The organism is Streptomyces sp. NPDC021212 (assembly GCF_044332925.1).
In the GTDB taxonomy this organism is placed as follows: domain Bacteria; phylum Actinomycetota; class Actinomycetes; order Streptomycetales; family Streptomycetaceae; genus Streptomyces.
Map to the genome: position 1 here is coordinate 42,762 of NZ_JBIRPZ010000024.1, position 20,231 is coordinate 62,992.

Annotated in this window: 24 protein-coding genes; 15 read left to right on the forward strand and 9 right to left on the reverse strand. The window is 71.7% G+C overall.

Features of this window, described 5'->3' with window-relative positions; genetic code table 11:
• Positions 1-8 precede the first annotated feature (8 nt).
• The 3 genes from ACH4SI_RS40265 to ACH4SI_RS40275 form a co-directional block, all read right to left on the reverse strand.
• Positions 9-1,019, reverse strand: coding sequence for a S1C family serine protease (locus ACH4SI_RS40265; protein WP_398305383.1), 1,011 nt, complete (start codon positions 1,017-1,019; stop codon positions 9-11).
• Positions 1,020-1,118: 99 nt separating this feature from the next.
• Positions 1,119-2,144, reverse strand: a complete 1,026-nt coding sequence (locus ACH4SI_RS40270) for a LacI family DNA-binding transcriptional regulator (RefSeq protein WP_398305386.1) — start codon at positions 2,142-2,144, stop codon at positions 1,119-1,121.
• A gap of 23 nt (positions 2,145-2,167) precedes the next feature.
• Positions 2,168-2,971, reverse strand: coding sequence for a response regulator transcription factor (locus ACH4SI_RS40275; RefSeq protein WP_398305389.1), 804 nt, complete (start codon positions 2,969-2,971; stop codon positions 2,168-2,170).
• A 267-nt stretch (positions 2,972-3,238) separates the two neighbouring features.
• Between ACH4SI_RS40275 and ACH4SI_RS40280 the strand changes: the two genes are divergently transcribed.
• On the forward strand, positions 3,239-4,120 hold the full coding sequence (locus tag ACH4SI_RS40280) for an alpha/beta hydrolase (RefSeq protein ID WP_398305392.1): 882 nt from the start codon (positions 3,239-3,241) through the stop codon (positions 4,118-4,120).
• Positions 4,121-4,148: 28 nt separating this feature from the next.
• On the opposite strand, the gene ACH4SI_RS40285 is transcribed toward ACH4SI_RS40280, so the two are convergent.
• Both ACH4SI_RS40285 and ACH4SI_RS40290 read right to left on the reverse strand, forming a co-directional pair.
• A complete protein-coding gene (locus ACH4SI_RS40285) occupies positions 4,149-6,107 on the reverse strand; it encodes an ABC transporter ATP-binding protein (RefSeq protein WP_398305395.1) in 1,959 nt (652 codons plus the stop codon).
• Positions 6,108-6,135: 28 nt separating this feature from the next.
• On the reverse strand, positions 6,136-7,881 hold the full coding sequence (locus ACH4SI_RS40290; protein WP_398305398.1) for an ABC transporter ATP-binding protein: 1,746 nt from the start codon (positions 7,879-7,881) through the stop codon (positions 6,136-6,138).
• A gap of 122 nt (positions 7,882-8,003) precedes the next feature.
• Here ACH4SI_RS40290 and ACH4SI_RS40295 point away from each other — a divergent pair, with 122 nt between their 5' ends.
• The 7 genes from ACH4SI_RS40295 to ACH4SI_RS40325 all read left to right on the forward strand — a co-directional run bounded on the left by ACH4SI_RS40295 (position 8,004) and on the right by ACH4SI_RS40325 (position 12,372).
• On the forward strand, positions 8,004-8,279 hold the full coding sequence (locus tag ACH4SI_RS40295) for a MoaD/ThiS family protein (RefSeq protein ID WP_398305401.1): 276 nt from the start codon (positions 8,004-8,006) through the stop codon (positions 8,277-8,279).
• An 11-nt stretch (positions 8,280-8,290) separates the two neighbouring features.
• Positions 8,291-9,514, forward strand: coding sequence for a hypothetical protein (locus tag ACH4SI_RS40300; RefSeq protein WP_398305404.1), 1,224 nt, complete (start codon positions 8,291-8,293; stop codon positions 9,512-9,514).
• 201 nt (positions 9,515-9,715) lie between these two features.
• Positions 9,716-10,402 (forward strand): DUF2993 domain-containing protein, encoded by a 687-nt coding sequence (locus ACH4SI_RS40305; RefSeq protein WP_398305407.1) that lies wholly within the window; start codon positions 9,716-9,718, stop codon positions 10,400-10,402.
• Positions 10,403-10,601: 199 nt separating this feature from the next.
• Entirely contained in the window at positions 10,602-10,682 is an 81-nt protein-coding gene (locus tag ACH4SI_RS40310) for a putative leader peptide (protein WP_350962106.1), read from the forward strand.
• Between the two features lie 157 nt (positions 10,683-10,839).
• Entirely contained in the window at positions 10,840-11,679 is an 840-nt protein-coding gene (locus ACH4SI_RS40315) for a sulfurtransferase (protein ID WP_398305409.1), read from the forward strand.
• A gap of 36 nt (positions 11,680-11,715) precedes the next feature.
• On the forward strand, positions 11,716-12,003 hold the full coding sequence (locus ACH4SI_RS40320) for a DUF1416 domain-containing protein (protein ID WP_361490272.1): 288 nt from the start codon (positions 11,716-11,718) through the stop codon (positions 12,001-12,003).
• A 111-nt stretch (positions 12,004-12,114) separates the two neighbouring features.
• Positions 12,115-12,372 carry a DUF3099 domain-containing protein gene (locus ACH4SI_RS40325; RefSeq protein WP_361490269.1) on the forward strand — a complete coding sequence of 86 codons (258 nt, stop codon included), beginning with the start codon at positions 12,115-12,117 and terminating at the stop codon, positions 12,370-12,372.
• A gap of 42 nt (positions 12,373-12,414) precedes the next feature.
• Here the strand turns inward: ACH4SI_RS40325 and ACH4SI_RS40330 are convergent, their stop codons facing one another.
• Entirely contained in the window at positions 12,415-12,777 is a 363-nt protein-coding gene (locus tag ACH4SI_RS40330; RefSeq protein WP_398305413.1) for a DsrE family protein, read from the reverse strand.
• 229 nt (positions 12,778-13,006) lie between these two features.
• Between ACH4SI_RS40330 and ACH4SI_RS40335 the strand changes: the two genes are divergently transcribed.
• The 3 genes from ACH4SI_RS40335 to ACH4SI_RS40345 all read left to right on the forward strand — a co-directional run bounded on the left by ACH4SI_RS40335 (position 13,007) and on the right by ACH4SI_RS40345 (position 15,090).
• Positions 13,007-13,570 carry an FABP family protein gene (locus ACH4SI_RS40335; RefSeq protein ID WP_398305416.1) on the forward strand — a complete coding sequence of 188 codons (564 nt, stop codon included), beginning with the start codon at positions 13,007-13,009 and terminating at the stop codon, positions 13,568-13,570.
• Between the two features lie 82 nt (positions 13,571-13,652).
• The gene (locus tag ACH4SI_RS40340) at positions 13,653-14,114 is read left to right on the forward strand and encodes a Fur family transcriptional regulator (protein ID WP_398305510.1); all 462 of its coding nucleotides are present in this window, start codon (positions 13,653-13,655) and stop codon (positions 14,112-14,114) included.
• Between the two features lie 10 nt (positions 14,115-14,124).
• On the forward strand, positions 14,125-15,090 hold the full coding sequence (locus ACH4SI_RS40345) for a YgfZ/GcvT domain-containing protein (RefSeq protein ID WP_398305419.1): 966 nt from the start codon (positions 14,125-14,127) through the stop codon (positions 15,088-15,090).
• A gap of 17 nt (positions 15,091-15,107) precedes the next feature.
• Here ACH4SI_RS40345 and dtd read toward each other — a convergent pair whose 3' ends face one another.
• Positions 15,108-15,533 carry a D-aminoacyl-tRNA deacylase gene (dtd, locus tag ACH4SI_RS40350; protein ID WP_398305422.1) on the reverse strand — a complete coding sequence of 142 codons (426 nt, stop codon included), beginning with the start codon at positions 15,531-15,533 and terminating at the stop codon, positions 15,108-15,110.
• 145 nt (positions 15,534-15,678) lie between these two features.
• On the opposite strand from dtd, the gene ACH4SI_RS40355 reads away from it, so the two are divergent.
• Positions 15,679-16,332, forward strand: a complete 654-nt coding sequence (locus tag ACH4SI_RS40355; protein WP_398305425.1) for an ABC transporter substrate-binding protein — start codon at positions 15,679-15,681, stop codon at positions 16,330-16,332.
• A gap of 73 nt (positions 16,333-16,405) precedes the next feature.
• Positions 16,406-17,653, forward strand: coding sequence for a GNAT family N-acetyltransferase (locus ACH4SI_RS40360; protein WP_398305428.1), 1,248 nt, complete (start codon positions 16,406-16,408; stop codon positions 17,651-17,653).
• 24 nt (positions 17,654-17,677) lie between these two features.
• Here ACH4SI_RS40360 and soxR read toward each other — a convergent pair whose 3' ends face one another.
• The gene (soxR, locus tag ACH4SI_RS40365) at positions 17,678-18,139 is read right to left on the reverse strand and encodes a redox-sensitive transcriptional activator SoxR (RefSeq protein ID WP_398305431.1); all 462 of its coding nucleotides are present in this window, start codon (positions 18,137-18,139) and stop codon (positions 17,678-17,680) included.
• 52 nt (positions 18,140-18,191) lie between these two features.
• On the opposite strand from soxR, the gene ACH4SI_RS40370 reads away from it, so the two are divergent.
• Positions 18,192-18,797 carry an NADPH-dependent FMN reductase gene (locus ACH4SI_RS40370; RefSeq protein WP_398305434.1) on the forward strand — a complete coding sequence of 202 codons (606 nt, stop codon included), beginning with the start codon at positions 18,192-18,194 and terminating at the stop codon, positions 18,795-18,797.
• 115 nt (positions 18,798-18,912) lie between these two features.
• On the forward strand, positions 18,913-19,704 hold the full coding sequence (locus ACH4SI_RS40375; protein WP_398305437.1) for an NAD(P)H-dependent oxidoreductase: 792 nt from the start codon (positions 18,913-18,915) through the stop codon (positions 19,702-19,704).
• Here the strand turns inward: ACH4SI_RS40375 and ACH4SI_RS40380 are convergent.
• Entirely contained in the window at positions 19,637-20,191 is a 555-nt protein-coding gene (locus ACH4SI_RS40380) for a GNAT family N-acetyltransferase (RefSeq protein ID WP_398305440.1), read from the reverse strand. The two genes, ACH4SI_RS40375 and ACH4SI_RS40380, sit on opposite strands and share 68 nt — an antisense overlap.
• Positions 20,192-20,231 lie beyond the last annotated feature (40 nt).

A 20,231-nucleotide genomic window follows, 5' to 3' on the forward strand; every position in this document is an offset into this window, starting at 1 on the left:
GGGGCGGCTCAGCTGTTGCCGCTGCCGCCGCTGCCGCCGTCGCGCAGGGCGGAGAGGTCGGACTTGACGGTGTCGACCGGGATCGAGAAGCCCAGGCCGATGCTGCCCGCGCTGCTGCTCTGGCCGGAGGCCGGGGCGTACATCGCGGAGTTGATCCCGATGACCTGGCCCCGCATGTTGATGAGCGCGCCGCCGGAGTTGCCGGGGTTGAGCGAGGCATCGGTCTGGATGGCCTTGTACGTGGTCGTCGACTGGCCGACGTCGCCGTTGTAGCGGCCGCCGCCGAACTCGAACGGCCACTGGCCGCCGCCGTCCTGCTGCTGCCCCTGGCCCTCGTCCGTGGAGACGGTGACATCGCGGGCGAGCGCGGAGACGATGCCGCTGGTCACGGTGCCGGTCAGCCCCTCGGGCGAGCCGATGGCCACGACCTGGTCGCCGACCTTGACCTGGCTGGAGTCGCCGAGGGACGCGGCCTTGAGGCCGCTCGCGCCCCGCACCTTGATCAGGGCCAGGTCCTTGGAGCTGTCGGTGCCGACGACCGACGCGCTCTTGGTGCTGCCGTTGCTGAACGTCACCTTGATCGAATCGGCGTCGGCGATGACGTGGTTGTTGGTGATGATCTCGCCGCCGCTGGTGACGATCACGCCGGAGCCGGTGGACTCGCCCTGGCTGGACGTCGCTCTGATCTCCACGATGCTGGGGCTCACGGCCGCCGCCACGGCGGACACCCCGCTGCCGCTGCTGGCGGAGTTGGCGTTGACGACCGGCGTCGAGACGGCCGCTTCGCTCTTGTCCTCGGCCTGACCGACCAGGGTCGCCGTACCGCCGCCCACCAGCGCCGAGACCACCGCCACCGCGGCGATCAGCCCGGCCGACCGGGAGGCCCGCCGCTTGCGGCGGCCACCGGCGGGGGCCGGTATCTGCGGCTCATGGGTGGGCGGGGGCGGGTAGGCCGCCGCGTCACCGTACGCGTAGGGATAGGACTCGTGGTCGCCGCTACGGCGTGGGCTCTCGGTCATGTCTATGACTGTGCGGCGCAAGTATGAGAACCGGCTGAGGACCTGCTGAGAAGCGGGATAGAAGTCGGTATGCCCGGTATAAGGAACGGCCGGTGGCACCTAGGCGGAGCAGCCGCAGGAGCGACGCACCACCAGCGCGGACGGGAACTGCCGCACCCGCTCCCGGCGCGAGAGCGCCGGCCGTGGCCCGTCGTCCAGCACCAGATCGACCGCGGCGCGCGCCATCGCGGGCCGGTCGGAGCCGACCGTGGTCAGCGGCGGATCGGTCAGACCCGCCTCCTTGACGTCGTCGAAGCCCGCGACCGCCAGCTCTCCGGGGACGTCGATGCGCAGCTCGCGCGCCGCCCGCAGCACCCCGAACGCCTGGTCGTCGGTGGCGCAGAAGATCGCCGGGGGCCGGTCCGGGCCTGCCAGCAGGCCGAGGGCGACCTGGTAGGCGTCGTACCGGTTGTACGGGGCCTGGAACAGCCGACCCTCCGTGGACCGCCCGGCCTCCTGCATCGCCCGGCGCCACCCCTCGACGTGGTCGGTCACCGGGTCGCCGACGGTCGGGGTTATCTCGGTGCCGCCGAGGCAGGCCACATAGGCGTGGCCGTGCTCCAGCAGATGACGCACCGCCAGCTGGGCGCCGCCGACGTCGTCCAGCACCACGGCCACGTCGTCGATCGCCTCGGGCCGCTCGTGCAGCAGCACCACCCGGGCGTCCCACGCCTCGATCTCGGCCGCGGCGTTCTCGCTGGGGCCCTGGCTGATGAGGATCAGCCCGGACACCCGCATCCCGAGGAACGCGCGCAGATAGTGCACCTCGCGCTCGTCCAGGTAGTCGGAGTTGCCGACGAGCACCATCTTGCCGCGCTCGGCGGCGGCCTGTTCGACGGCGTGCGCCATCTCGGCGAAGAACGGCTGGCGGGCGTCCGGCACGATCAGCCCTATGAGGTCGGTCCGCCGGCTCGCCATCGCCTGGGCGACCCGGTCGGGCCGGTAGCCCAGCTCCTTGATCGCGGCGAGCACCCGCTCGCGCGTGGCCGGGGCGACCGGCCGGGGTCCGTTATTGATGACGTAACTGACGACCGCGGTCGAGGTTCCTGCCAGCCTTGCCACATCATCACGCGTCACCTTGGCCACGCGCGAAGTCTACGCGGGTCCAGCTAGCCCTTGACCGGTCGTGCGGGCGCAGCTTCGCCCTCGGGCCGCGCACCGTCGCCGGACGGACCGGGGCCAAGGTCCCGGGCCGCCTGCCGGGCGCGGTCCTCCGCGGCGGCCCGCTCGGCCCGCTCGACCTTCTCCGGGGTGACGAAGCGGTAGCCCACGTTACGGACGGTCCCGATCAGCGACTCGTGCTCCGGGCCCAGCTTGGCCCGCAGCCGCCGCACATGGACGTCGACCGTGCGGGTGCCGCCGAAGTAGTCGTAGCCCCAGACCTCCTGGAGCAGCTGCGCCCGGGTGAAGACCCGGCCGGGGTGCTGGGCGAGGTACTTCAGCAGCTCGAACTCCTTGAAGGTGAGGTCGAGCACCCGCCCCTTGAGCTTGGCGCTGTAGGTCGCCTCGTCCACCGACAGATCGCCGTTGCGGATCTCCATCGGGCTGTCGTCGGTGGTGATCTGCTGGCGGCCCATGGCCAGCCGCAGCCGGGCCTCGACCTCGGCCGGGCCCGCCGTGTCCAGCAGCACGTCGTCGATGCCCCAGTCGGCGGTGATGGCGGCGAGCCCGCCCTCGGTCACCACCAGGACCAGCGGACAGCCGGGGCCGGTCGACCGCAGCAGCTGACACAGGCTGCGCACCTGCGGCAGATCGCGGCGCCCGTCGATCAGGATGACGTCGGCACCGGGGGTGTCCACCAGAGCCGGGCCCTCCGCCGGGGCGACCCGCACGCTGTGCAGCAGCAGGCCGAGGGCGGGGAGCACCTCCGTCGAGGGCTGGAGGGCGTTGGTCAGCAGCAGGAGGGAACTCATCGTCCACCACCCGCCCCGGCCGTGATCTTGATGTTGTGCACGCTTCGCTCGCCCATTGCCTCGGTTTCCTCCTCGGTCCCTTGCGAGAGGGGGGCACCTCCCAGGCTGCTCCGCCCGGGGGAGTCTGCGGCTACTACTTCGTACGGTTCTGCTCGCACCCCCTGAGGCAAACGCGCGTGTAAGCGCTCATACGCGCGCGGTGCCTCTGAAAGCACAAAAGGACCCGGGGGCGACATTGCCCGGATCCTTCACAGCAGAATAACCCACATGACACCCGGTGGAGAGGCTGAATCTGCTCGACGTTCCCTGCCCCCGGCCGCCGCGGGCTCTCGGAGAGCCACGCTGCTCACCGAGGACGGGGTCCCGATCGAGACCCGTTACGAGCCTTCCCGGGCAGACGGCGGGCTATCCACGCAGGCCCCTGTGATCGTCGTCGCGCACGGTTTCACCGGCGCCCTGGAGCGGCCCGCGCTGCGCCGGGTGGCGACGGCGTTCACGCAGCATACGGCCGTGATCACGTTCTCGTTCCGGGGCCACGGCCGGTCCGGCGGGCGGTCCACGGTCGGGGACCGGGAGGTCCTGGACCTCGCGGCCGCGGTGCGCTGGGCGCGGTCCCTCGGCCACCGGCGGGTGATCACGGTCGGCTTCTCGATGGGCGGCTCGGTGGTGCTCCGCCATGCGGCGCTGTACGGACAGAACAAGCCGGGCCAGAACGAGAAAGACGAGGAGCGCGAGGGGCGCACAGGGGCGCACACGGCGAGGGCGGACGCGGTCGTCGCGGTGAGCGCGCCCGCCCGCTGGTACTACCGGGGGACGGCCCCGATGCGCCGCGTCCACTGGGCGATCACCCGGCCGACGGGCCGGCTGGTCTCCCGCTACGGGCTGCGGACCCGCATCGACGCCCGCGGCTGGAACCCGGAGCCGCTGCCGCCGGTGGCGGCGGTCCCCCTGATCGCGCCGACGCCGCTGCTGATCGTGCACGGCGACCGGGACCCGTACTTCCCGCTGGACCATCCGCGGATGCTGATGGCGGCGGCGGACCGGGCGTCCACGGACCTGTGGATCGAGCCGGGCTTCGGCCACGCGGAAACGGCGGCCCCGGCGGAGCTGCTGGACCGGGTCGCGGGCTGGGCCCTGGACCGCGCCTGACCCGATCCAGGCCCGGTCCACAGGGGTGTCACTCCGGCTCGGCCACCGGCTCCGCGAACTGGGCCGCGTACAGCCGGGCGTACGCACCCCCGGCCGCCACCAGGGAGTCGTGGCTGCCCTGCTCCACGATGCGGCCCGACTCCATGACCAGGATCACGTCCGCGTCGCGGATCGTGGAGAGCCGGTGGGCGATCACGAAGCTGGTGCGGCCGGTGCGCAGCGAGGCCATCGCGTGCTGGATGAGGACCTCGGTGCGGGTGTCGACGGAGCTGGTCGCCTCGTCCAGGACCAGGATGGACGGCCCGGAGAGGAAGGCGCGGGCGATGGTGATCAGCTGCTTCTCGCCGACGCTGACGTTCGCGCCCTCCTCGTCGATCACCGTGTCGTAGCCGTCCGGCAGGGTGCGCACGAAGCGGTCCACGTGGGTGGCCTTCGCCGCCTCCACGATCGCCTCGTGGGAGGCGCCCTCCGAGCCGTACGCGATGTTCTCCGCGATGGTGCCGCCGAACAGCCAGGTGTCCTGGAGGACCATGCCGATGTGGGCGCGCAGCTCCTCGCGCGGCATGGTGGCGATGTCGACCCCGTCGAGCGTGATGCGTCCGCCGCTGACCTCGTAGAACCGCATCAGCAGATTCACCAGGGTGGTCTTCCCCGCGCCGGTCGGGCCGACGATGGCCACGGTCTGGCCGGGGCTCACCGACAGCGAGAGCCCCTCGATGAGGGGCACCTCGGGCTGGTAGCGGAAGGAGACGTCCTCGAAATCGACCTGGCCGAGCACGGTCCGCGGCCCCACCGGGCCCTCCGGGTCCGGGGTCTGCTCCTCCGCGTCCAGCAGCTCGAAGACCCGCTCGGCGGAGGCGACGCCCGACTGGACCATGTTGGCCATCGACGCCACCTGGGTGAGCGGCTGGCTGAACTGCCGGGAGTACTGGACGAACGCCTGGACGTCGCCGATCGACAGCGCCCCGCTCGCCACCCGCAGCCCGCCGACCACGGCGATCAGCACGTAGTTGAGGTTCCCGATGAACGTCATCGCGGGCTGGATGAGCCCGGAGATGAACTGGGCGCGGAAGCCCGCCTCGTACAGCTTCTCGTTCTGCGCCCGGAAGGTCTCGGCGGATTCCTTCTCCCGCCCGAAGACCTTCACCAGGGCGTGGCCGGTGTACATCTCCTCGATGTGGGCGTTGAGCCGGCCCGTGGTCTTCCACTGCTGGACGAACTGGGGCTGGGCGCGCTTGCCGACGCGCGTCGCGACCAGCACCGACACCGGGACGGTGACCAGCGCCACCAGCGCCAGCAGCGGCGAGATCCAGAACATCATGGCCAGCACGCCGACGAGGGTCAGCAGCGAGGCCATGATCTGGCTGAGGGTCTGCTGGAGCGTCTGCTGGATGTTGTCGATGTCGTTGGTGGCCCGCGACAGCACCTCGCCGCGCGGCTGCCTGTCGAAGTACGACAGCGGCAGCCGGGCCAGCTTGTGTTCGACGTCCTCGCGCAGCCGGAAGACGGCGCGCTGGACGACGGTCGTGGCCACCCGCGCCTGGATCAGGTTCAGGAGCGAGGCCGCGACGTACAGGCCCAGCGCCCAGAGCAGGACGGTGCCGACGGCCCCGAAGTCGATGCCCTGGCCGGGCGTCACGTTCATCGAGGCGACCATGTCGGCCACGGTGCCCTGGCCGCCGTCGCGCAGGTGCTGGACCGCCTCGGCCTTGGTGACGCCCTCGGGGAGCTGCCGTCCGATGATGCCCGCGAAGATCAGGTCGGTGGCGTGGCCGAGCACCTTGGGGCCCAGCACCGACAGCGTGATGCTGACCGTGCACAGGGCGAGCACGGCGAGCACGATGCCGCGCTCGGGGCGCAGGCTGGCCAGCAGACGGCGGCCGGAGCCGCGGAAGTCCATGGACCGCTCGATGGGCGGGCCGCTCATGAAGCGGCCGGGCCCGGGCCCGGCGGCGGGCGCGGGGCCACTGCGGGGTGCCGAACTCATACGCTGCCCTTCGATGGGGATGGACGGCTCATGCGGCTTCCTGTTCGGTGAGCTGGGAGAGCACGATCTCCCGGTAGGTCTGGTTGCCGGCCATCAGCTCGCCGTGGGTGCCGCTGCCGACGACGCGCCCCTCGTCCAGGACCACGATCCGGTCGGCGCCACGGATGGTGGACACCCGCTGGGCGACGATGACGACGGTCGCGTTCCCGGTCTCGTCCGCGAGCGCCGCCCGCAGCCGGGCGTCGGTGGCGTAGTCGAGCGCCGAGAAGGAGTCGTCGAAGAGGTACACGGACGGCTTGAGGACCAGGGCGCGGGCGATCGCCAGCCGCTGCCGCTGCCCGCCGGAGACATTGGAGCCGCCCTGGGCGATGGGCGCTTCCAGTCCGCCCTCCATGGCCTCCACGAAGTCCCGGGCCTGTGCGGTCTCCAGGGCCTGCCACAGCTCCTCGTCGCTCGCGTCCGGGTTTCCGTACCGCAGGTTGGAGGCGACGGTGCCGGAGAAGAGGTACGGCTTCTGCGGTACGAGGCCGATGGACCGGGTCATCACCGCCGGGTCGAGGTCGCGTACGTCCACGCCGTCGAGGTGGACGCTGCCGTCGGTCGTGTCGAACAGCCGGGGCACAAGACCGAGGAGGGTGGACTTGCCGCTGCCGGTGGAGCCGATGACGGCGGTGGTCCGGCCGGGGCGGGCGGTCAGCGAGATGTCGCGCAGCACGGGCTCCTCGGCGCCCGGGTAGCGGAACTCCACGCCCCGCAGCTCCAGCAGCCCGCGGCCGCCGTCGGGGGCCGCGCCGGGGGCGACGGGGACGAGCGGCGGGACGACGCTGGTCCCGGTGTCCAGTACCTCCTGGACGCGCTCCGCGCACACCTCGGCGCGCGGCACCATCATGAACATGAAGGTCGCCATCATCACCGACGTCAGGATCTGCATGAGATAGCTGATGAAGGCGGTCAGCGCGCCGATCTGCATCCCGCCGCTGTCGATGCGGTGGCCGCCCGCCCACACCACGGCGACGCTGGAGACGTTCAACACCAGCATCACGGTGGGGAACATCAGCGCCATCAGCCGCCCGGCCCGCAGCGACACGTCCATCAGCGCGGTGTTGGCGCCGGTGAACCGGGTCCGTTCATGGCCGTCGCGGACGAAGGCCCGGATCACCCGGATGCCGGTGATCTGCTCGCGCAGCACCCGGTTGACGGTGTCGATGCGCTCCTGGACGTGCCGGAACAGCGGGCGCATCCTGCGGACGATGAGGGTGACGGCGATGCCCAGCACCGGCATGATCAGCAGCAGCAGCCCGGAGAGCGGCACGTCCTGATTGAGCGCCATGGCGATCCCGCCGACGCACATGATGGGCGCCGACACCATCAGCGTGAAGGACATCAGGCACAGCATCTGCACCTGCTGCACGTCGTTGGTGGTGCGGGTGATCAGCGAGGGCGCCCCGAAATGGCCCATCTCGCGGGCGGAGAAGGACTGCACCCGGTCGAAGACATCGGCCCGGATGTCCCGGCCGAGCGCCATGGCGGTGCGGGCGCCGAAGTAGACGGCGCCGATGGCGCACACGATCTGCACCAGCGTGACGGCGATCATCAGACCGCCGAGGGTGAGGATGTAGCCGGTGTCGCCCTTGACCACGCCGTCGTCGATGATGTCGGCGTTGAGGCTGGGCAGATAGAGGGTCGCCAGTGTCTGTACGAGCTGCAATAGCACGACCACGTTGATCGTTCGGGTATAGGGCCTCAGGTACGCCCGTATAAGTCGGAACAGCACACCGAAACCCTAAGCGAGCAGGTCGGGATATGCCCTGGACTTTCCGTGGGCGTACTGCGTCCGCGGGGCCCTCCCGCACCCGTCATCATGGAGGGCGGCAGAAGACGGGAGAGGGACACGCGATGGCGCTCAAGAACACGCCCGCCGGAATCATCCGGTACTGGGCCGCGGCCCGGGCGGCGGCCGGCACCCCCGAGGAGCCGTACGCCGCGGCGACGCTGGCGGACGCGCTCGACGCGGCCCGCGAGCGGCACGCCCTGCGACCGGAGTTCGCCCGGGTGCTGCTGCGGTGTTCGTTCCTGGTCGACGGCGCGCCCGTCGGCACCCGTGATCACAAGACGGTCCAACTGGCCGAGGGCGGCACGGTCGAGGTGCTTCCGCCGTTCGCAGGAGGGTGACGTACGACGTCATGAGCAACCAGCCGCATCAGCCGCACGATCCGCAAGCGCCGTACCCGTACGGGGCGTACCCGCCGCAGTACGAGGGACAGCAGCAGCCCGCCGATCCCTACAACCCGTACCACCAGGACCAGTCCGGGTACGGCTACCCGCAGCAGCAGGCGTACGGACAGCAGCAACAGCAGCCGCCCCAGCACCAGCCGCAGCCGCAGTACCAGCAGCCGTACGCGGATCCGTACGCCGCCGCGCAGCAGGGGTATCAGGGCCACCAACAGCAGCAGTACGCGGCGGGCTGGGACCAGCAGCAGCACTACGCGCAGCAGCAGCACCAGTACCAGCAGGCCGCCGCGCAGGCCGCGCGCGCCGCGCAGGCGCAGCGGTCGGCGCAGCCCGGCCCGCAGGCGCAGCGCCCCGCCCCGCCCGAGCCCGTCCGGCCCGAGCCCGCCGCGCCGGAGCCCGAGCGGCCGATGACCGCCGCCGAGAAGGCCCGCGCCGAGGGCCGCCCCCAGATCGTCGACCCCGGGCTCCAGCCGGCCGCACTCACGGCCGTGCTGGCCGCCCTGCTCGCGGCCACCGCGCCGCTCGGTCAGCCCGCGGTCGCCGTCGTCGTGGCGCTGCTCCAGGCGGTCACGGCGGCCGGCTGGTTCCGGCTGAACGGCATGTGGCCCGCCCGGCAGGGCATCGCGCTCGCCTTCGCGGGCGGTCTGGCCGCCGACGTCGGGCTGCTCGCCACCGAGCGCGTCCACGCCCCCACGGTGCTCCTCGGCACGGTCGGCGTCTGGCTGCTGCTGGTGATCGTGCTCCAGCTGCGCAGCCACGCCTCGGCGGACGAGCGGCTGTACGGGCTGACCGCCGCGGTCGCCTCGACCGCCATCACCGTGATCGCGGCCGGGCATCTGGCCGCGGCCGCCGAGTCCTCGGACGCCGTGGTGGTGGGCGCGGCCGCGGTCGCCGTGGGCGCGCTGGCCCGCGCGCTGCCGCTGCCGACGCCCGCCGCCGTCGTCCTCGGGCTGCTCGCGGCGACCGGTGCGGGCGTCGGGGCCGGGCACCTCACCGGCACCGGGACCGCCACCGCCGCCGTGCTGGGGCTCGCGGCCGGGGCGTGCGCGCTGGTGGGGCTGCGGGTCGCGGCGTACGACCACCCGTCCCACTTCGTCCACATGACGGCCGGGGTGGCACTGCCGCTCGCGGCCGCCGCCCCGGCCGTCTATGTGCTCGGCCGCGCGCTGGTCTGAGGCGCCAGGGCGCGTCCGCACAGCCGCGTCGGGTCAGCCCGCAGCGTCAGGGGCACCTCCCAGCGGTAGCTGGGGGAGCGTGCCAGGCGTCGCGGGCCCGGCGGGACTGTCCGGACACGCCCTAAGCCCCCAGGTGCCCGTTCGGGCTAGGCTCGCTGCATCAGGCGAGGGCCTGAACGAGAGCCTGGGGGATCTACGTACATGCGCGCACTACGCATCACACTGATCATCGCCGTGATACTCGGTGGTCTCTTCGTCGGCGCCGACCGGCTGGCGGTGTCCATGGCGGAGGACAAGGCCGCCGACAAGATCAAGAGTTCCGAGGGGCTGACCAGCACCCCCAGCGTCTCCATCAAGGGCTTCCCGTTCCTGACCCAGGTCGTGGGCAAGGAGCTGGACGAGGTCGACGTCGGCGTGGACGGGCTGACGACGGACGCGGGCGGCGGGACCACCGTCCGCGTCTCGGAGCTGGACGCACAGCTGCACGACGTCCGCATCGGGGGGAACTTCTCGACGGCCATCGCGAACCGGGCCACCGGTTCGGCCCACATCTCCTACGCGGACCTCTCGAAGGCCGCGGGCCCCGGGGTCACGGTGGGCTACGACCCGGCGGGGGCCAACCAGGTCAAGATCACCGGGAATCTGCTGGGCTTCAGCCTCAGCGCCCGCTCGAAGGTGACGATCGTGGGCGGCGACACGATCCGGCTGCACGCCGAGCGCATCCCGGGCGGCTCCATCCCGCAGTGGGAGGACAAGGTCCGCGAGCGCACCGACATGGAGCGGAAGATCGACGGCATGCCGAAGGGCATGCGGCTGGAGACCGTGAAGACCGACCAGGACGGCATAGACGTCTCGGTCACGGGTAATAACGTCGCGTTGACGGGCTGACCCGTCCGGTACGGAACCCCTCGCGTCCACCCAGCGAGACGATCATGTCCGCGATGACAGACGCCGACGGCCGCCGGACACCCCGGCGGCCGTTGTCGGTACCTCTCCACACCCCTCGGCGTCCACATCGCGGACATTGACGTCTCACCATACGACACACCGGTGACACGCCCGCCTGTCCGTCCTTACGATCGGACCCATGAAGCGACAGGCGGATCTCACGAAGCGGCGGGCAGTCGACCTGTGCCGCGTCGCCGCCATGCTCTGTCGCGCCGTCTGAAACCGAGGGCGCGCACGGCCACCGCAGCTTCGGCCCCGCCCCCTCCGGCCCGTCAGCCGGGCCGTCCCGCACTCCGCTCGTACGCTCGCGACCAGGCTCCGCGCAGCGCCGCGCGTCGAGCGCCCGTACCGCCGCAACTGCCCCGGAGGAGAGATACATGAGCCGCAGTGACGTCCTGGTGGACGCCGACTGGGTACAGGCCCGCATCGATGACCCCAAGACGGTCATCGTGGAGGTCGACGAGGACACGTCCGCCTACGACACGAACCACATCAAGAACGCCATCCGGATCGACTGGAAGCAGGACCTCCAGGACCCGGTGCGCCGTGACTTCGTGGACCAGGCGGGCTTCGAGAAGCTGCTGTCCGAGAAGGGCATCGCCAACGACGACACCGTCGTCCTCTACGGCGGCAACAACAACTGGTTCGCGGCCTACGCCTACTGGTACTTCAAGCTCTACGGCCACCAGGACGTGAAGCTCCTCGACGGCGGCCGCAAGAAGTGGGAGCTGGACTCGCGCGAGCTGGTCTCCGAGGTCCCGTCCCGCGAGAAGACCGAGTACAAGGCCAAGGAGCAGGACGCCTCGATCCGCGCCTTCCGCGACGACGTCGTGGCGGCCATCGGCAGCCTGAATCTCGTCGACGTCCGGTCGCCCGACGAGTTCTCCGGCAAGCTGCTCGCCCCGGCCCACCTCCCGCAGGAGCAGTCGCAGCGCGCGGGCCACGTCCCGAGCGCCCGCAACATCCCGTGGTCGAAGTCGGCCAACGACGACGGCACCTTCAAGTCCGACGAGCAGCTCAAGGAGCTGTACGAGGGCGAGGGCGTCGACCTGTCGAAGGACACCATCGCCTACTGCCGCATCGGTGAGCGCTCCGCGCACACCTGGTTCGTGCTGCACGAGCTGCTCGGCCAGACCAACGTCAAGAACTACGACGGTTCCTGGACCGAGTACGGCTCGCTGGTGGGCGTGCCGATCGAGCTCGGCTCCGGCAGCTGACCCCCTCTCCTCCCCGAAGAACGTAAGGACAGACACATGTGTGGAGCGCAGACAGGCGGCCCCGACGCCTCGACCATCAAGCCCGGTGAGACCACGATCCAGGGCCAGGTGACCCGCGACGGCGAGCCCGTCACCGGCTACGTGCGCCTCCTGGACAGCACGGGCGAGTTCACCGCCGAGGTTCCCACCTCCGCGACCGGACAGTTCCGCTTCTACGCGGCCGAGGGCACCTGGACGCTGCGCGCCCTGGTCCCGGGCGGCACCGCCGACCGCACGGTCGTCGCGCAGAAGGGCGGTCTGGCGGAGGTCGCCATCACCGTCTGACGCCACACCACGCGTCGTACGACGTGAGGGCCGCACCCCGGGGTTGGACGCCTCGGCGGGGTGCGGCCCTCACGTCTGTCGGCGCGGTGCTCCCGGACGTATCCTGGCCTTATGTACGCGCGACGCCGCCACGCATACTTCTTCCTGATGGGCGCGTGTCTGACGCTCTTCATCTCGGCTTGGGCCTTTGTGCGTCTGTGGTCCGTCCCCGCCGCCGTCGCGATGTGCGTCGTCGCGATGGTCATCCCGCCGCTCGCGGCCATCGTCGCCAACCGCCGGGGTCCGCAGGACCGCTGGTGGGACGAGTCGGGGGACCCGGAGTCGGACCGGTGGTGGCGGGAGCTGGACGAGCACCACCACCGGCACTGAGCCCCGGTACGGACGACCGGCGTCAGTGGACCAGCGCGCCCGTCAGTAGACCAGCGCCTGGACGCCGTCCGGCATGATCTCGCTCACGAAGACCTGCGCCCCCGCGATCCGCGCGCCCTCGATCAGATCCGCCTCGTCGATCTCCCGCCGCGCCGCGCACTGGCTGCACACCGTGATCGTCCCGCCCGCCAGAATGCCGCCGATCAGCTCCGGCAGCGGTGCCGCGTGCGGCAGCGAGAAGTCCGCCGCCCGGCCCGGCAGCGCGAACCACGTCGACTCGCCGGTCAGCCACAGCGAGACCTCGACCCCGCTCGCCACGGCCACCGCCGCCACCGTGAACGCCTGCGAGCACCGCTCGGGCGCGTCCGCGCCCGCCGTCACCTTGATCACGAGCTTGTTCGCCATGCCCCACAGCCTAGGCTTGCCGGTCCGGCGACTAGACTCGGTCCCGGTCCGTCATCCGTTACGAGGAGCAGCTCGTGCTTGAGGCAGTCTTCACCACCCTGTTGATCCTGGTCATCGTGGCCAGCCTCGGTTTCGTCGGGCTGACCTGGAAGAAGCTCTACCAAGGCCAGCGCTGAGCGCTCCCGCCCCTGACGCCCCCGCCCCCTTAGCGACGGATCGCCTGAAACCCATGATCGAGATTCCCTCCGACCTCCACCCGGACCTGGTGCCGCTGGCCTTCCTGCTCGGCAACTGGGAAGGCGCCGGCGTATCGGACTTCCCCGGCGCCGAGAAGTGCAACTTCGGGCAGGAAGCGACCTTCACCCACGACGGCCGCGACTTCATCGAGTACATCTCGCACACCTGGGTGCTGGACTCCGAGGGCAAGAAGGTCCGCCCGCTGGAGACCGAGTCCGGATACTGGCGGATCGACAGGGAGCGCAAGGTCGAGGTCGTGATGATCCGCGACCAGGGCGTCGTCGAGGTCTGGTACGGCGAGCTGGCGGACGGCAAGCCGCAGATCGACCTGGTGACCGACGCCGTGGCGCGCACCTCCGCCTCCGGCCCGTACTCGGGCGGCAAGCGGCTGTACGGCTACGTCAACAGCGACCTGATGTGGGTCGGCGAGAAGGCCACCCCCGAGGTCGAGCTGCGCCCGTACATGTCCGCGCACCTGAAGAAGGTCGTCGACCCGCGCGAGTGGGCCAAGGACCTCAAGGACCTGCCGGACGACGGGATCGCCTTCTTCCGCTGAGCCGCCGCTGCCGCCGCCCCGACCCGGTCCGCTCCAGCCGAGCGCGACCGCGGCCCGGTGCCGCGCCGCCTACACTGGCATGGTGGCGACCACCGACTGGAAGACCGATCTGCGGGAGCGCGGCTACCGGCTGACCCCGCAACGCCAGCTCGTGCTCGAAGCCGTCGACACCCTGGAGCACGCCACTCCGGACGACATCCTCACCGAGGTGCGCCGTACCGCGAGCGGCGTGAACATCTCCACGGTCTACCGCACGCTGGAGCTGCTGGAGGAGCTGGGCCTGGTCAGCCATGCCCATCTCGGGCATGGCGCCCCCACCTACCACCTCGCCGACCGGCACCACCACCTCCACCTGGTGTGCCGGGACTGCACGGAGGTCATCGAGGCCGACGTCTCGGTCGCCGAGTCCTTCACCCGGCAGCTGCGGGCTTCCTTCGGCTTCGACACCGACATGAAGCACTTCGCCATCTTCGGCCGCTGCGCCGGGTGTTCCGCCGCACACCATGCGACGGACGCCGGCAAGGGCCGGGCGGCCACGTCGTAGGGTGAAAGGCATGAAGAGCCCTTTGCTGTCGCTGCCCGGCGCCGTCCCCGGCGAGGGCCCCGACGAAGGCGTCGCCGCCCACTACGGCGACCTGTTCCGCGAGCAGCGCGCGCTCGCCGACGGCACCGGCTTCGTGGACCTCTCGCACCGCGGAGTGGTCACGGTCACCGGTGCCGACCGGCTGAGCTGGCTGCATCTGCTACTCACCCAGCACGTCAGCGACCTCCCCGCCGGTGAGGCCACCGAGGCGCTGATCCTGTCCGCGCACGGCCACATCGAGCACGCCCTCTACCTCGTCGACGACGGCGAGACCACCTGGGCCCATGTGGAGCCCGGCAGCCAGGGCGAGCTGATCGCGTACCTGGAGAGCATGAAGTTCTTCTACCGGGTCGAGATCGCGGACCGCACCGAGGACTACGCGGTCGTCCACCTCCCGGCGGGCAGCATCGCCGAGACCCCCGAGGGCACCGTCGCTCGCGAGACCGCGCACGGCCGCGACCTGTTCCTGCCGCGCGCCTCCCTGGAGTCCTTCGCGGCGGCGAGCGGCCCCCCGGCCGGCGTCCTGGCGTACGAGGCGCTGCGCGTCGAGGCGCACCGGCCGCGGGTCGGCCTGGAGACCGACCACCGGACGATCCCGCACGAGCTGGGCTGGATCGGCACCGCCGTCCATCTGCAGAAGGGCTGCTACCGCGGCCAGGAGACCGTCGCCCGGGTGCACAACCTGGGCAAGCCGCCGCGTCGGCTGGTCTTCCTGCACCTCGACGGCAGCGAGGTGAAGCTGCCGGGCCACGGCGCGCCCATACGGCTCGCGGCGGACGGCGAGGAGGGCCGCCAGCTCGGCTTCATCACCTCCTCGGCCCGCCACCACGAGCTGGGCCCGATCGCGCTCGCACTGGTCAAGCGCAACGTCCCGGTGGACGCGGCGCTGATCGCGGACTCCACGGCGGCCTCGCAGGAGACGGTCGTCGAGCCCTAGGTGTGCTGTCCGGGCGTTCAGACCTCGACGATCACCGTGAACGGGCCGTCGTTCGTGAGCGACACCCTCATCGCCGCTCCGAACCGGCCCGTCTCCACCTTGGCGCCCAGCTCCCGCAGCCGCGCCACCACCTCGTCCACCAGCGGTTCGGCGACCGCGCCGGGCGCCGCCGCGTTCCAGGTGGGCCGACGGCCCTTGCGGGCGTCCCCGTACAGCGTGAACTGGCTGATGACCAGCAGCGGAGCGCCCACGTCGGAGCAGGACTTCTCGTCCTGGAGGATGCGTACGGACCACAGCTTGCGGGCCAGCTGGGCCGCCTTCTCCGGGGTGTCGTCGTGCGTCACCCCGACCAGGACGCACAGCCCAGGCCCGACGATTTCCCCGGTCGTCTCGCCGTCCACGACGACGCTCGCCCCGTCCACTCTCTGTACCACAGCACGCATACGGACCATCATGCCCCGCGCCCATCGGGGCCGATCGGGTGGACCGCCGCTGCACAGGGGCCATTCGGAGTGGCACGATGCGTGCAGGCGGTGCAGGTGGGCAGGAACTGCGGGAATGACGCATCGCTGGAGGGGACGGACAAGGATGATCACACCGGGCACCGAGCGGCCCACAGCGGGCGGCGAACTGGCCACGGAGAGCCCGCTGCCGGCGCGGCCGCCGATCCAGCGCGGCGGCCGGCTGGCCGACGCGGAGGCCGTGCCGTCGGCGGGTGCGGGGGCGGCTCCGGGCACGATGGGCGGTCTGCGGCTGACGGAGCTGCGCGCGCTGCGCCGCTCCGCGCAGCGCGAGGAGGCGGACCTGAGCTATGTGCGCAGACTGCTGCACGGCCGGATCGACATCCTCCGCGCCGAGCTGGCCCGCCGCCGCGAACCGGGGGCACCGGTGACGGCGGACGGGCCGTCGGCGGAGCACGCGGAGCTGGTGGAGCTGCTGCCGAAGATCCTGGCGGACGTGCCGTCCCGGCACCGCACCTCCGCCCGGCATGTGACGCTCGGCACCCCGCACAGCGCGGAGTGCGAGCGGCTGGCCGAGGAGATGCTGGCCGAGATCGGCCTGTCGGACCTCCCGGCCCGCACGGACGAGGAACTGCGCGGCGCGATGGGCCGCCTCGAGGGGTACGAGCAGCAGATCTCCCGGCGGCGGCAGGGGCTCCAGCGCACCGCCGACCAGTGCAGCGCCGAGATCGCCCGCCGGTACCGCGAGGGCGAGGCCCGGGTCGACGACCTGCTCTCATAGCCCCCGGGATATCCACAGGCTGGGGAAAGATATTCGCGTGCGACCGGTGCGCGCGGCCGCCTAGCGTGGCCGCATGGCCGCCCGCATACGTACCTCCCTCGACGCGTCCGATCTCCCCAACTACCTCCGCGCGTTGCACACCGGTTTTCTGCAGTCGCCGGACGTCTCCAAGGAGGAGCTGGAGGTGCGGGGCGCGAACATCGTTCTGGACCGCACCCAGGGGGCGTTCGAGGGAGACCGCTGCGTCGCGACCTTCCGCAGCTTCGCGCAGCGGCTGACGGCGGTCGGCGGGGCCGACGTAGCGGCCGACGCGATCAGCAATGTCACCGTCTCGCCCACCCACCGCCGCCGGGGCCTGCTCAGCCGGATGATGGCGCACGACCTGCGGGCCGCCAAGGAGCGGGGGGAAGCGGTCGCCTCGCTGATCGCCGCCGAGTACCCGATCTACGGGCGCTACGGCTTCGGCCCGGCCACCTGGGTCACCGAGTGGTCGGTGGACGTCGCCCGCGCCGGTCTCGACCCGCGCTACGCCGGGCCCGGGTGCGGCGGCCGGGTCGACTACGCCGACGCCGACGAGGTACGGGAGCTGGGCCCCGCCCTGCACGAGCGGCTGCGCGCCCGCCGGCACGGCTTCATCGACCGCTCCGAGCGCTGGTGGCAGCTCAACACGGGCATGCTCCGGTTCCCGGGCGACGGCTGGCCCGCCGAACCGTTCTACGTCCTCTACCGCTCCCCCGAGGGCTCGGTCGACGGCCTTCTCGCCTTCACCGCCGACGACCGCTGGGAGAGCAAGCGGCCGCACGACACCGCCACGGTCCTCAGTCTGATCGGCGCGAGCCCTGCCGCCGAGCGCGCGCTGTGGCACTTCCTGTGCTCCATCGACTGGGTCGTGCACATCGCCACCGGCCGACGCGCCCCGGACGATCTGCTGCCGCTGCTCCTCGGCGACCCGCGGGCGGCCCGCCCCACCACGCACGCCGACTTCCTGTGGCTGCGCCCGCTGGACGTCCCCGCGCTGATGGAGACCCGTACGTACCCGACGTCCGGCTCGCTGGTCCTCGACCTGCGCGACCCGGCCGGACTGGCGGGCGGCCGCTTCCTGCTGGACGCGAGCCCGGACGGCGCCACCTGCTCCCCCACCGCCCGCCCGGCCGATCTGACCATGGGCATCGGCGAGTTGGGCACCGTATGGCTGGGCGACGAGTCCATGGTCCGGCTCACCGCCCTGGGCCGGGCCGAGGAGGAGCGCCCCGGCGCCGCGGCCCTGGCCGACACGCTGCTGCGCACGCCGCGCAGGCCGTGGTGCCCGGACATGTTCTGAGAGGCCATGTTCCGAGACGCCCGCTCAGCAGGAGGACTTGAGCAGCCGCCGGGCGCCCGCGCCCTGTTCGCCGAGCCTGTCGTACGGGTTGGCCAGGGCACACTTGTCGATCGACAGACAGCCGCAGCCGATGCAGTCGGTCAGCCGGTCGCGGAGGTTCTCCAGCTGCTCGATGCGCTCATTGAGGTCCGAGCGCCAGCACTCCGAGATCCGGGCCCAGTCCTCCTTGGTCAGGACGTGGTCCTCGGGGAAGAGCGACAGCACGTCCCGGATGCGCGAGAGCGGGATGCCGACCCGCTGCGAGGAGCGCACGAAGGCCACCCGGCGGAGCGTGTCGCGGGTGTAGCGGCGCTGGTTGCCGGAGGTGCGGCGGCTGTGGATCAGCCCCTCGCGCTCGTAGAACCGCAGCGCGGAGGCAGGGACTCCGCTGCGCTGGGACAGCTCGCCGACCGTCAGCTCATGGGTTTTCCAGGTGAGGTGCGTCATGCTGCCGAGGGTAGCTTGACTTCAACATTACTTTAAGTCCGAGTCTCTTCTCATGACTACCGCAACCGCAGTTTCCACCCGCACCCCCATCCGTCTCGCCGTCATCGTCGGCAGCACCCGCGAGGGCCGCTTCGGGCCCAAGGTCGCGAACTGGTTCACCGGCCGCGCCGCGCTGCGCGACGACCTGAGCGTGGACGTCATCGACCTGGCCGACACCCCGCTCCCGCCGTCGCTCACCCACCGCCCCGGCCCCGAGGAGGCCAAGGCCCTGGAGGCCGTGACCCCGCGCCTGGACGCGGCGGACGCGTTCGCCGTCATCACGCCCGAGTACAACCACAGCTACCCCGCCCCGCTGAAGAACGCGATCGACTGGCACCACAGCCAGTGGCAGGCGAAGCCGGTCGGCTTCGTCGCCTACGGCGGCCTCTCGGGCGGCCTGCGCGCGGTCGAGCATCTGCGGCCGATCTTCGCCGAGGTGCACGCGGTGACCGTGCGCGAGACGGTCAGCTTCCACGGCGCCTGGGACGCCTTCGGCCCGGACGGGCGGCTGACCGACCCCCAGGGCCCCGACACCGCCGCCACGGCCCTGCTCGACCAGCTCGTCTGGTGGGCCGACGCCCTCCGCACCGCCCGCGCGGCCCGCCCGTACGGGGGCTGAGCGCGCCCGCGTGCCGGATGGCCAGACCACCAGGCCCCTCGGTGGCCAGATCCTCACACATCCTGGCCATCCGGCCACTCGTCGCCCCGGCGGCCGCGTTGCGACGCTGGCGGACATGAACGTGCTGTGGATATTCGCCCACCCCGAACCGCGCTCACTGAGCGGCTCCCTGCGCGACGAGGGCCTGCGGGCCCTGCGGGATCTTGGCCATGAGTGCCGGGTGTCCGACCTGTACGCGATGCGCTGGAACCCGGTCGTGGACGGCGCCGACTTCCGGCACGACGGCGAGGAGCGCCTGATCGTCGGCGCCTCCTCGCACGACGCCTACGCCGCCGGGACGCTGAGCGAGGACATCCGCGCCGAGCAGGAGAAGATCGCCTGGGCCGATGCGCTGATCGTCCAGTTCCCGCTGTGGTGGTACGGGATGCCCGCCATCCTCAAGGGCTGGTTCGACCGCGTCTTCGTGAAGGGCTTCGCCTTCGGCGTCACCGGCCCCGACGGCCGCACCCTGCGCTACGGGGACGGCAAGCTGGCCGGAAAGCGCGCCCTGGTCCTGCTCACCGCCGGCACCCCCGAGGCCGCGGCCGGCCCGCGCGGCGTCAACGGCGACATCGAGCACCTGCTGTTCCCGCTCCAGCACGGCACGCTCTGGTACAGCGGCATGTCCGTCCTCCCGCCGCACGTCGTCTACGGCGCGGACCGGCTCTCCGCCGAGGCGTACCAGGGCCACGCCGCCGCCCTGCGGCAACGGCTCGCCACCCTGCCGACCGCCGACCCGATCCCCTTCCGCCGCCAGAACGGCGGGGACTACGACGACAATCTGGTGCTGCGGCCCGACCTCATGCCGGGACACTCCGGCCTGGCGGTGCACTACGCAACTCCAGCCGCCAGTCGTTGCACCGTATGAAAGACCCGGGCGGGTACTCGACGTCGCACTCGCCGAGCAGCGTGAACCCGGCCCTGCGGCACACCCCGTTGGACGCGGGGTGACCGATGGACGGGTAGGCGTGCAGATGGCGGTGGACGCCCTCCGCGGCCGCGGCACGCGCGACCTCCCGGGCGGCCGCGGCCGCGATCCCGCGACCCTGATACGGCACCAGCACGCCCCACCCCGTCTCGTAGACGCTCTCCCCGCGCCACTCCCGCTCCCAGAAGCCGATCACCCCCACCACCTCGGCCTCCCGCTCCAGCACGATCCGGTACATCCGGCCCCCGCCCCGCACGGGCAGCTCCGCATAGCGCCGGTGCCGCGCCAGCACCTGCTCCTCGGTCTCCGGCCCGCCCAGGTGCTCCATCATCTCCGGGCTGTTGTTGCGCCGCAGCAGCTCCAGATGGGACGGAGTGTCCGCCCACGGCTCCAGCCGCACCAGCGCCGCACCGCTCCCCTGGGACATCCGCCGCCTCCCACCGTCGCGTCCTGTCTTGTATCAATCG

Bases quoted from the DNA above. Each gene is read 5' to 3' on its own strand.
- ACH4SI_RS40265 (WP_398305383.1), bottom strand. From the start codon at position 1,019: ATGACCGAGAGCCCACGCCGTAGCGGCGACCACGAGTCCTATCCCTAC.
- ACH4SI_RS40275 (WP_398305389.1), bottom strand. From the start codon at position 2,971: ATGAGTTCCCTCCTGCTGCTGACCAACGCCCTCCAGCCCTCGACGGAG.
- ACH4SI_RS40280 (WP_398305392.1), top strand. From the start codon at position 3,239: ATGACACCCGGTGGAGAGGCTGAATCTGCTCGACGTTCCCTGCCCCCG.
- ACH4SI_RS40285 (WP_398305395.1), bottom strand. From the start codon at position 6,107: ATGAGTTCGGCACCCCGCAGTGGCCCCGCGCCCGCCGCCGGGCCCGGG.
- ACH4SI_RS40295 (WP_398305401.1), top strand. From the start codon at position 8,004: ATGGCGCTCAAGAACACGCCCGCCGGAATCATCCGGTACTGGGCCGCG.
- ACH4SI_RS40300 (WP_398305404.1), top strand. From the start codon at position 8,291: ATGAGCAACCAGCCGCATCAGCCGCACGATCCGCAAGCGCCGTACCCG.
- ACH4SI_RS40305 (WP_398305407.1), top strand. From the start codon at position 9,716: ATGCGCGCACTACGCATCACACTGATCATCGCCGTGATACTCGGTGGT.
- ACH4SI_RS40310 (WP_350962106.1), top strand. From the start codon at position 10,602: ATGAAGCGACAGGCGGATCTCACGAAGCGGCGGGCAGTCGACCTGTGC.
- ACH4SI_RS40315 (WP_398305409.1), top strand. From the start codon at position 10,840: ATGAGCCGCAGTGACGTCCTGGTGGACGCCGACTGGGTACAGGCCCGC.
- ACH4SI_RS40320 (WP_361490272.1), top strand. From the start codon at position 11,716: ATGTGTGGAGCGCAGACAGGCGGCCCCGACGCCTCGACCATCAAGCCC.
- ACH4SI_RS40325 (WP_361490269.1), top strand. From the start codon at position 12,115: ATGTACGCGCGACGCCGCCACGCATACTTCTTCCTGATGGGCGCGTGT.
- ACH4SI_RS40330 (WP_398305413.1), bottom strand. From the start codon at position 12,777: ATGGCGAACAAGCTCGTGATCAAGGTGACGGCGGGCGCGGACGCGCCC.
- ACH4SI_RS40335 (WP_398305416.1), top strand. From the start codon at position 13,007: ATGATCGAGATTCCCTCCGACCTCCACCCGGACCTGGTGCCGCTGGCC.
- ACH4SI_RS40345 (WP_398305419.1), top strand. From the start codon at position 14,125: ATGAAGAGCCCTTTGCTGTCGCTGCCCGGCGCCGTCCCCGGCGAGGGC.
- dtd (WP_398305422.1), bottom strand. From the start codon at position 15,533: ATGCGTGCTGTGGTACAGAGAGTGGACGGGGCGAGCGTCGTCGTGGAC.
- ACH4SI_RS40355 (WP_398305425.1), top strand. From the start codon at position 15,679: ATGATCACACCGGGCACCGAGCGGCCCACAGCGGGCGGCGAACTGGCC.
- ACH4SI_RS40360 (WP_398305428.1), top strand. From the start codon at position 16,406: ATGGCCGCCCGCATACGTACCTCCCTCGACGCGTCCGATCTCCCCAAC.
- soxR (WP_398305431.1), bottom strand. From the start codon at position 18,139: ATGACGCACCTCACCTGGAAAACCCATGAGCTGACGGTCGGCGAGCTG.
- ACH4SI_RS40370 (WP_398305434.1), top strand. From the start codon at position 18,192: ATGACTACCGCAACCGCAGTTTCCACCCGCACCCCCATCCGTCTCGCC.
- ACH4SI_RS40375 (WP_398305437.1), top strand. From the start codon at position 18,913: ATGAACGTGCTGTGGATATTCGCCCACCCCGAACCGCGCTCACTGAGC.
- ACH4SI_RS40380 (WP_398305440.1), bottom strand. From the start codon at position 20,191: ATGTCCCAGGGGAGCGGTGCGGCGCTGGTGCGGCTGGAGCCGTGGGCG.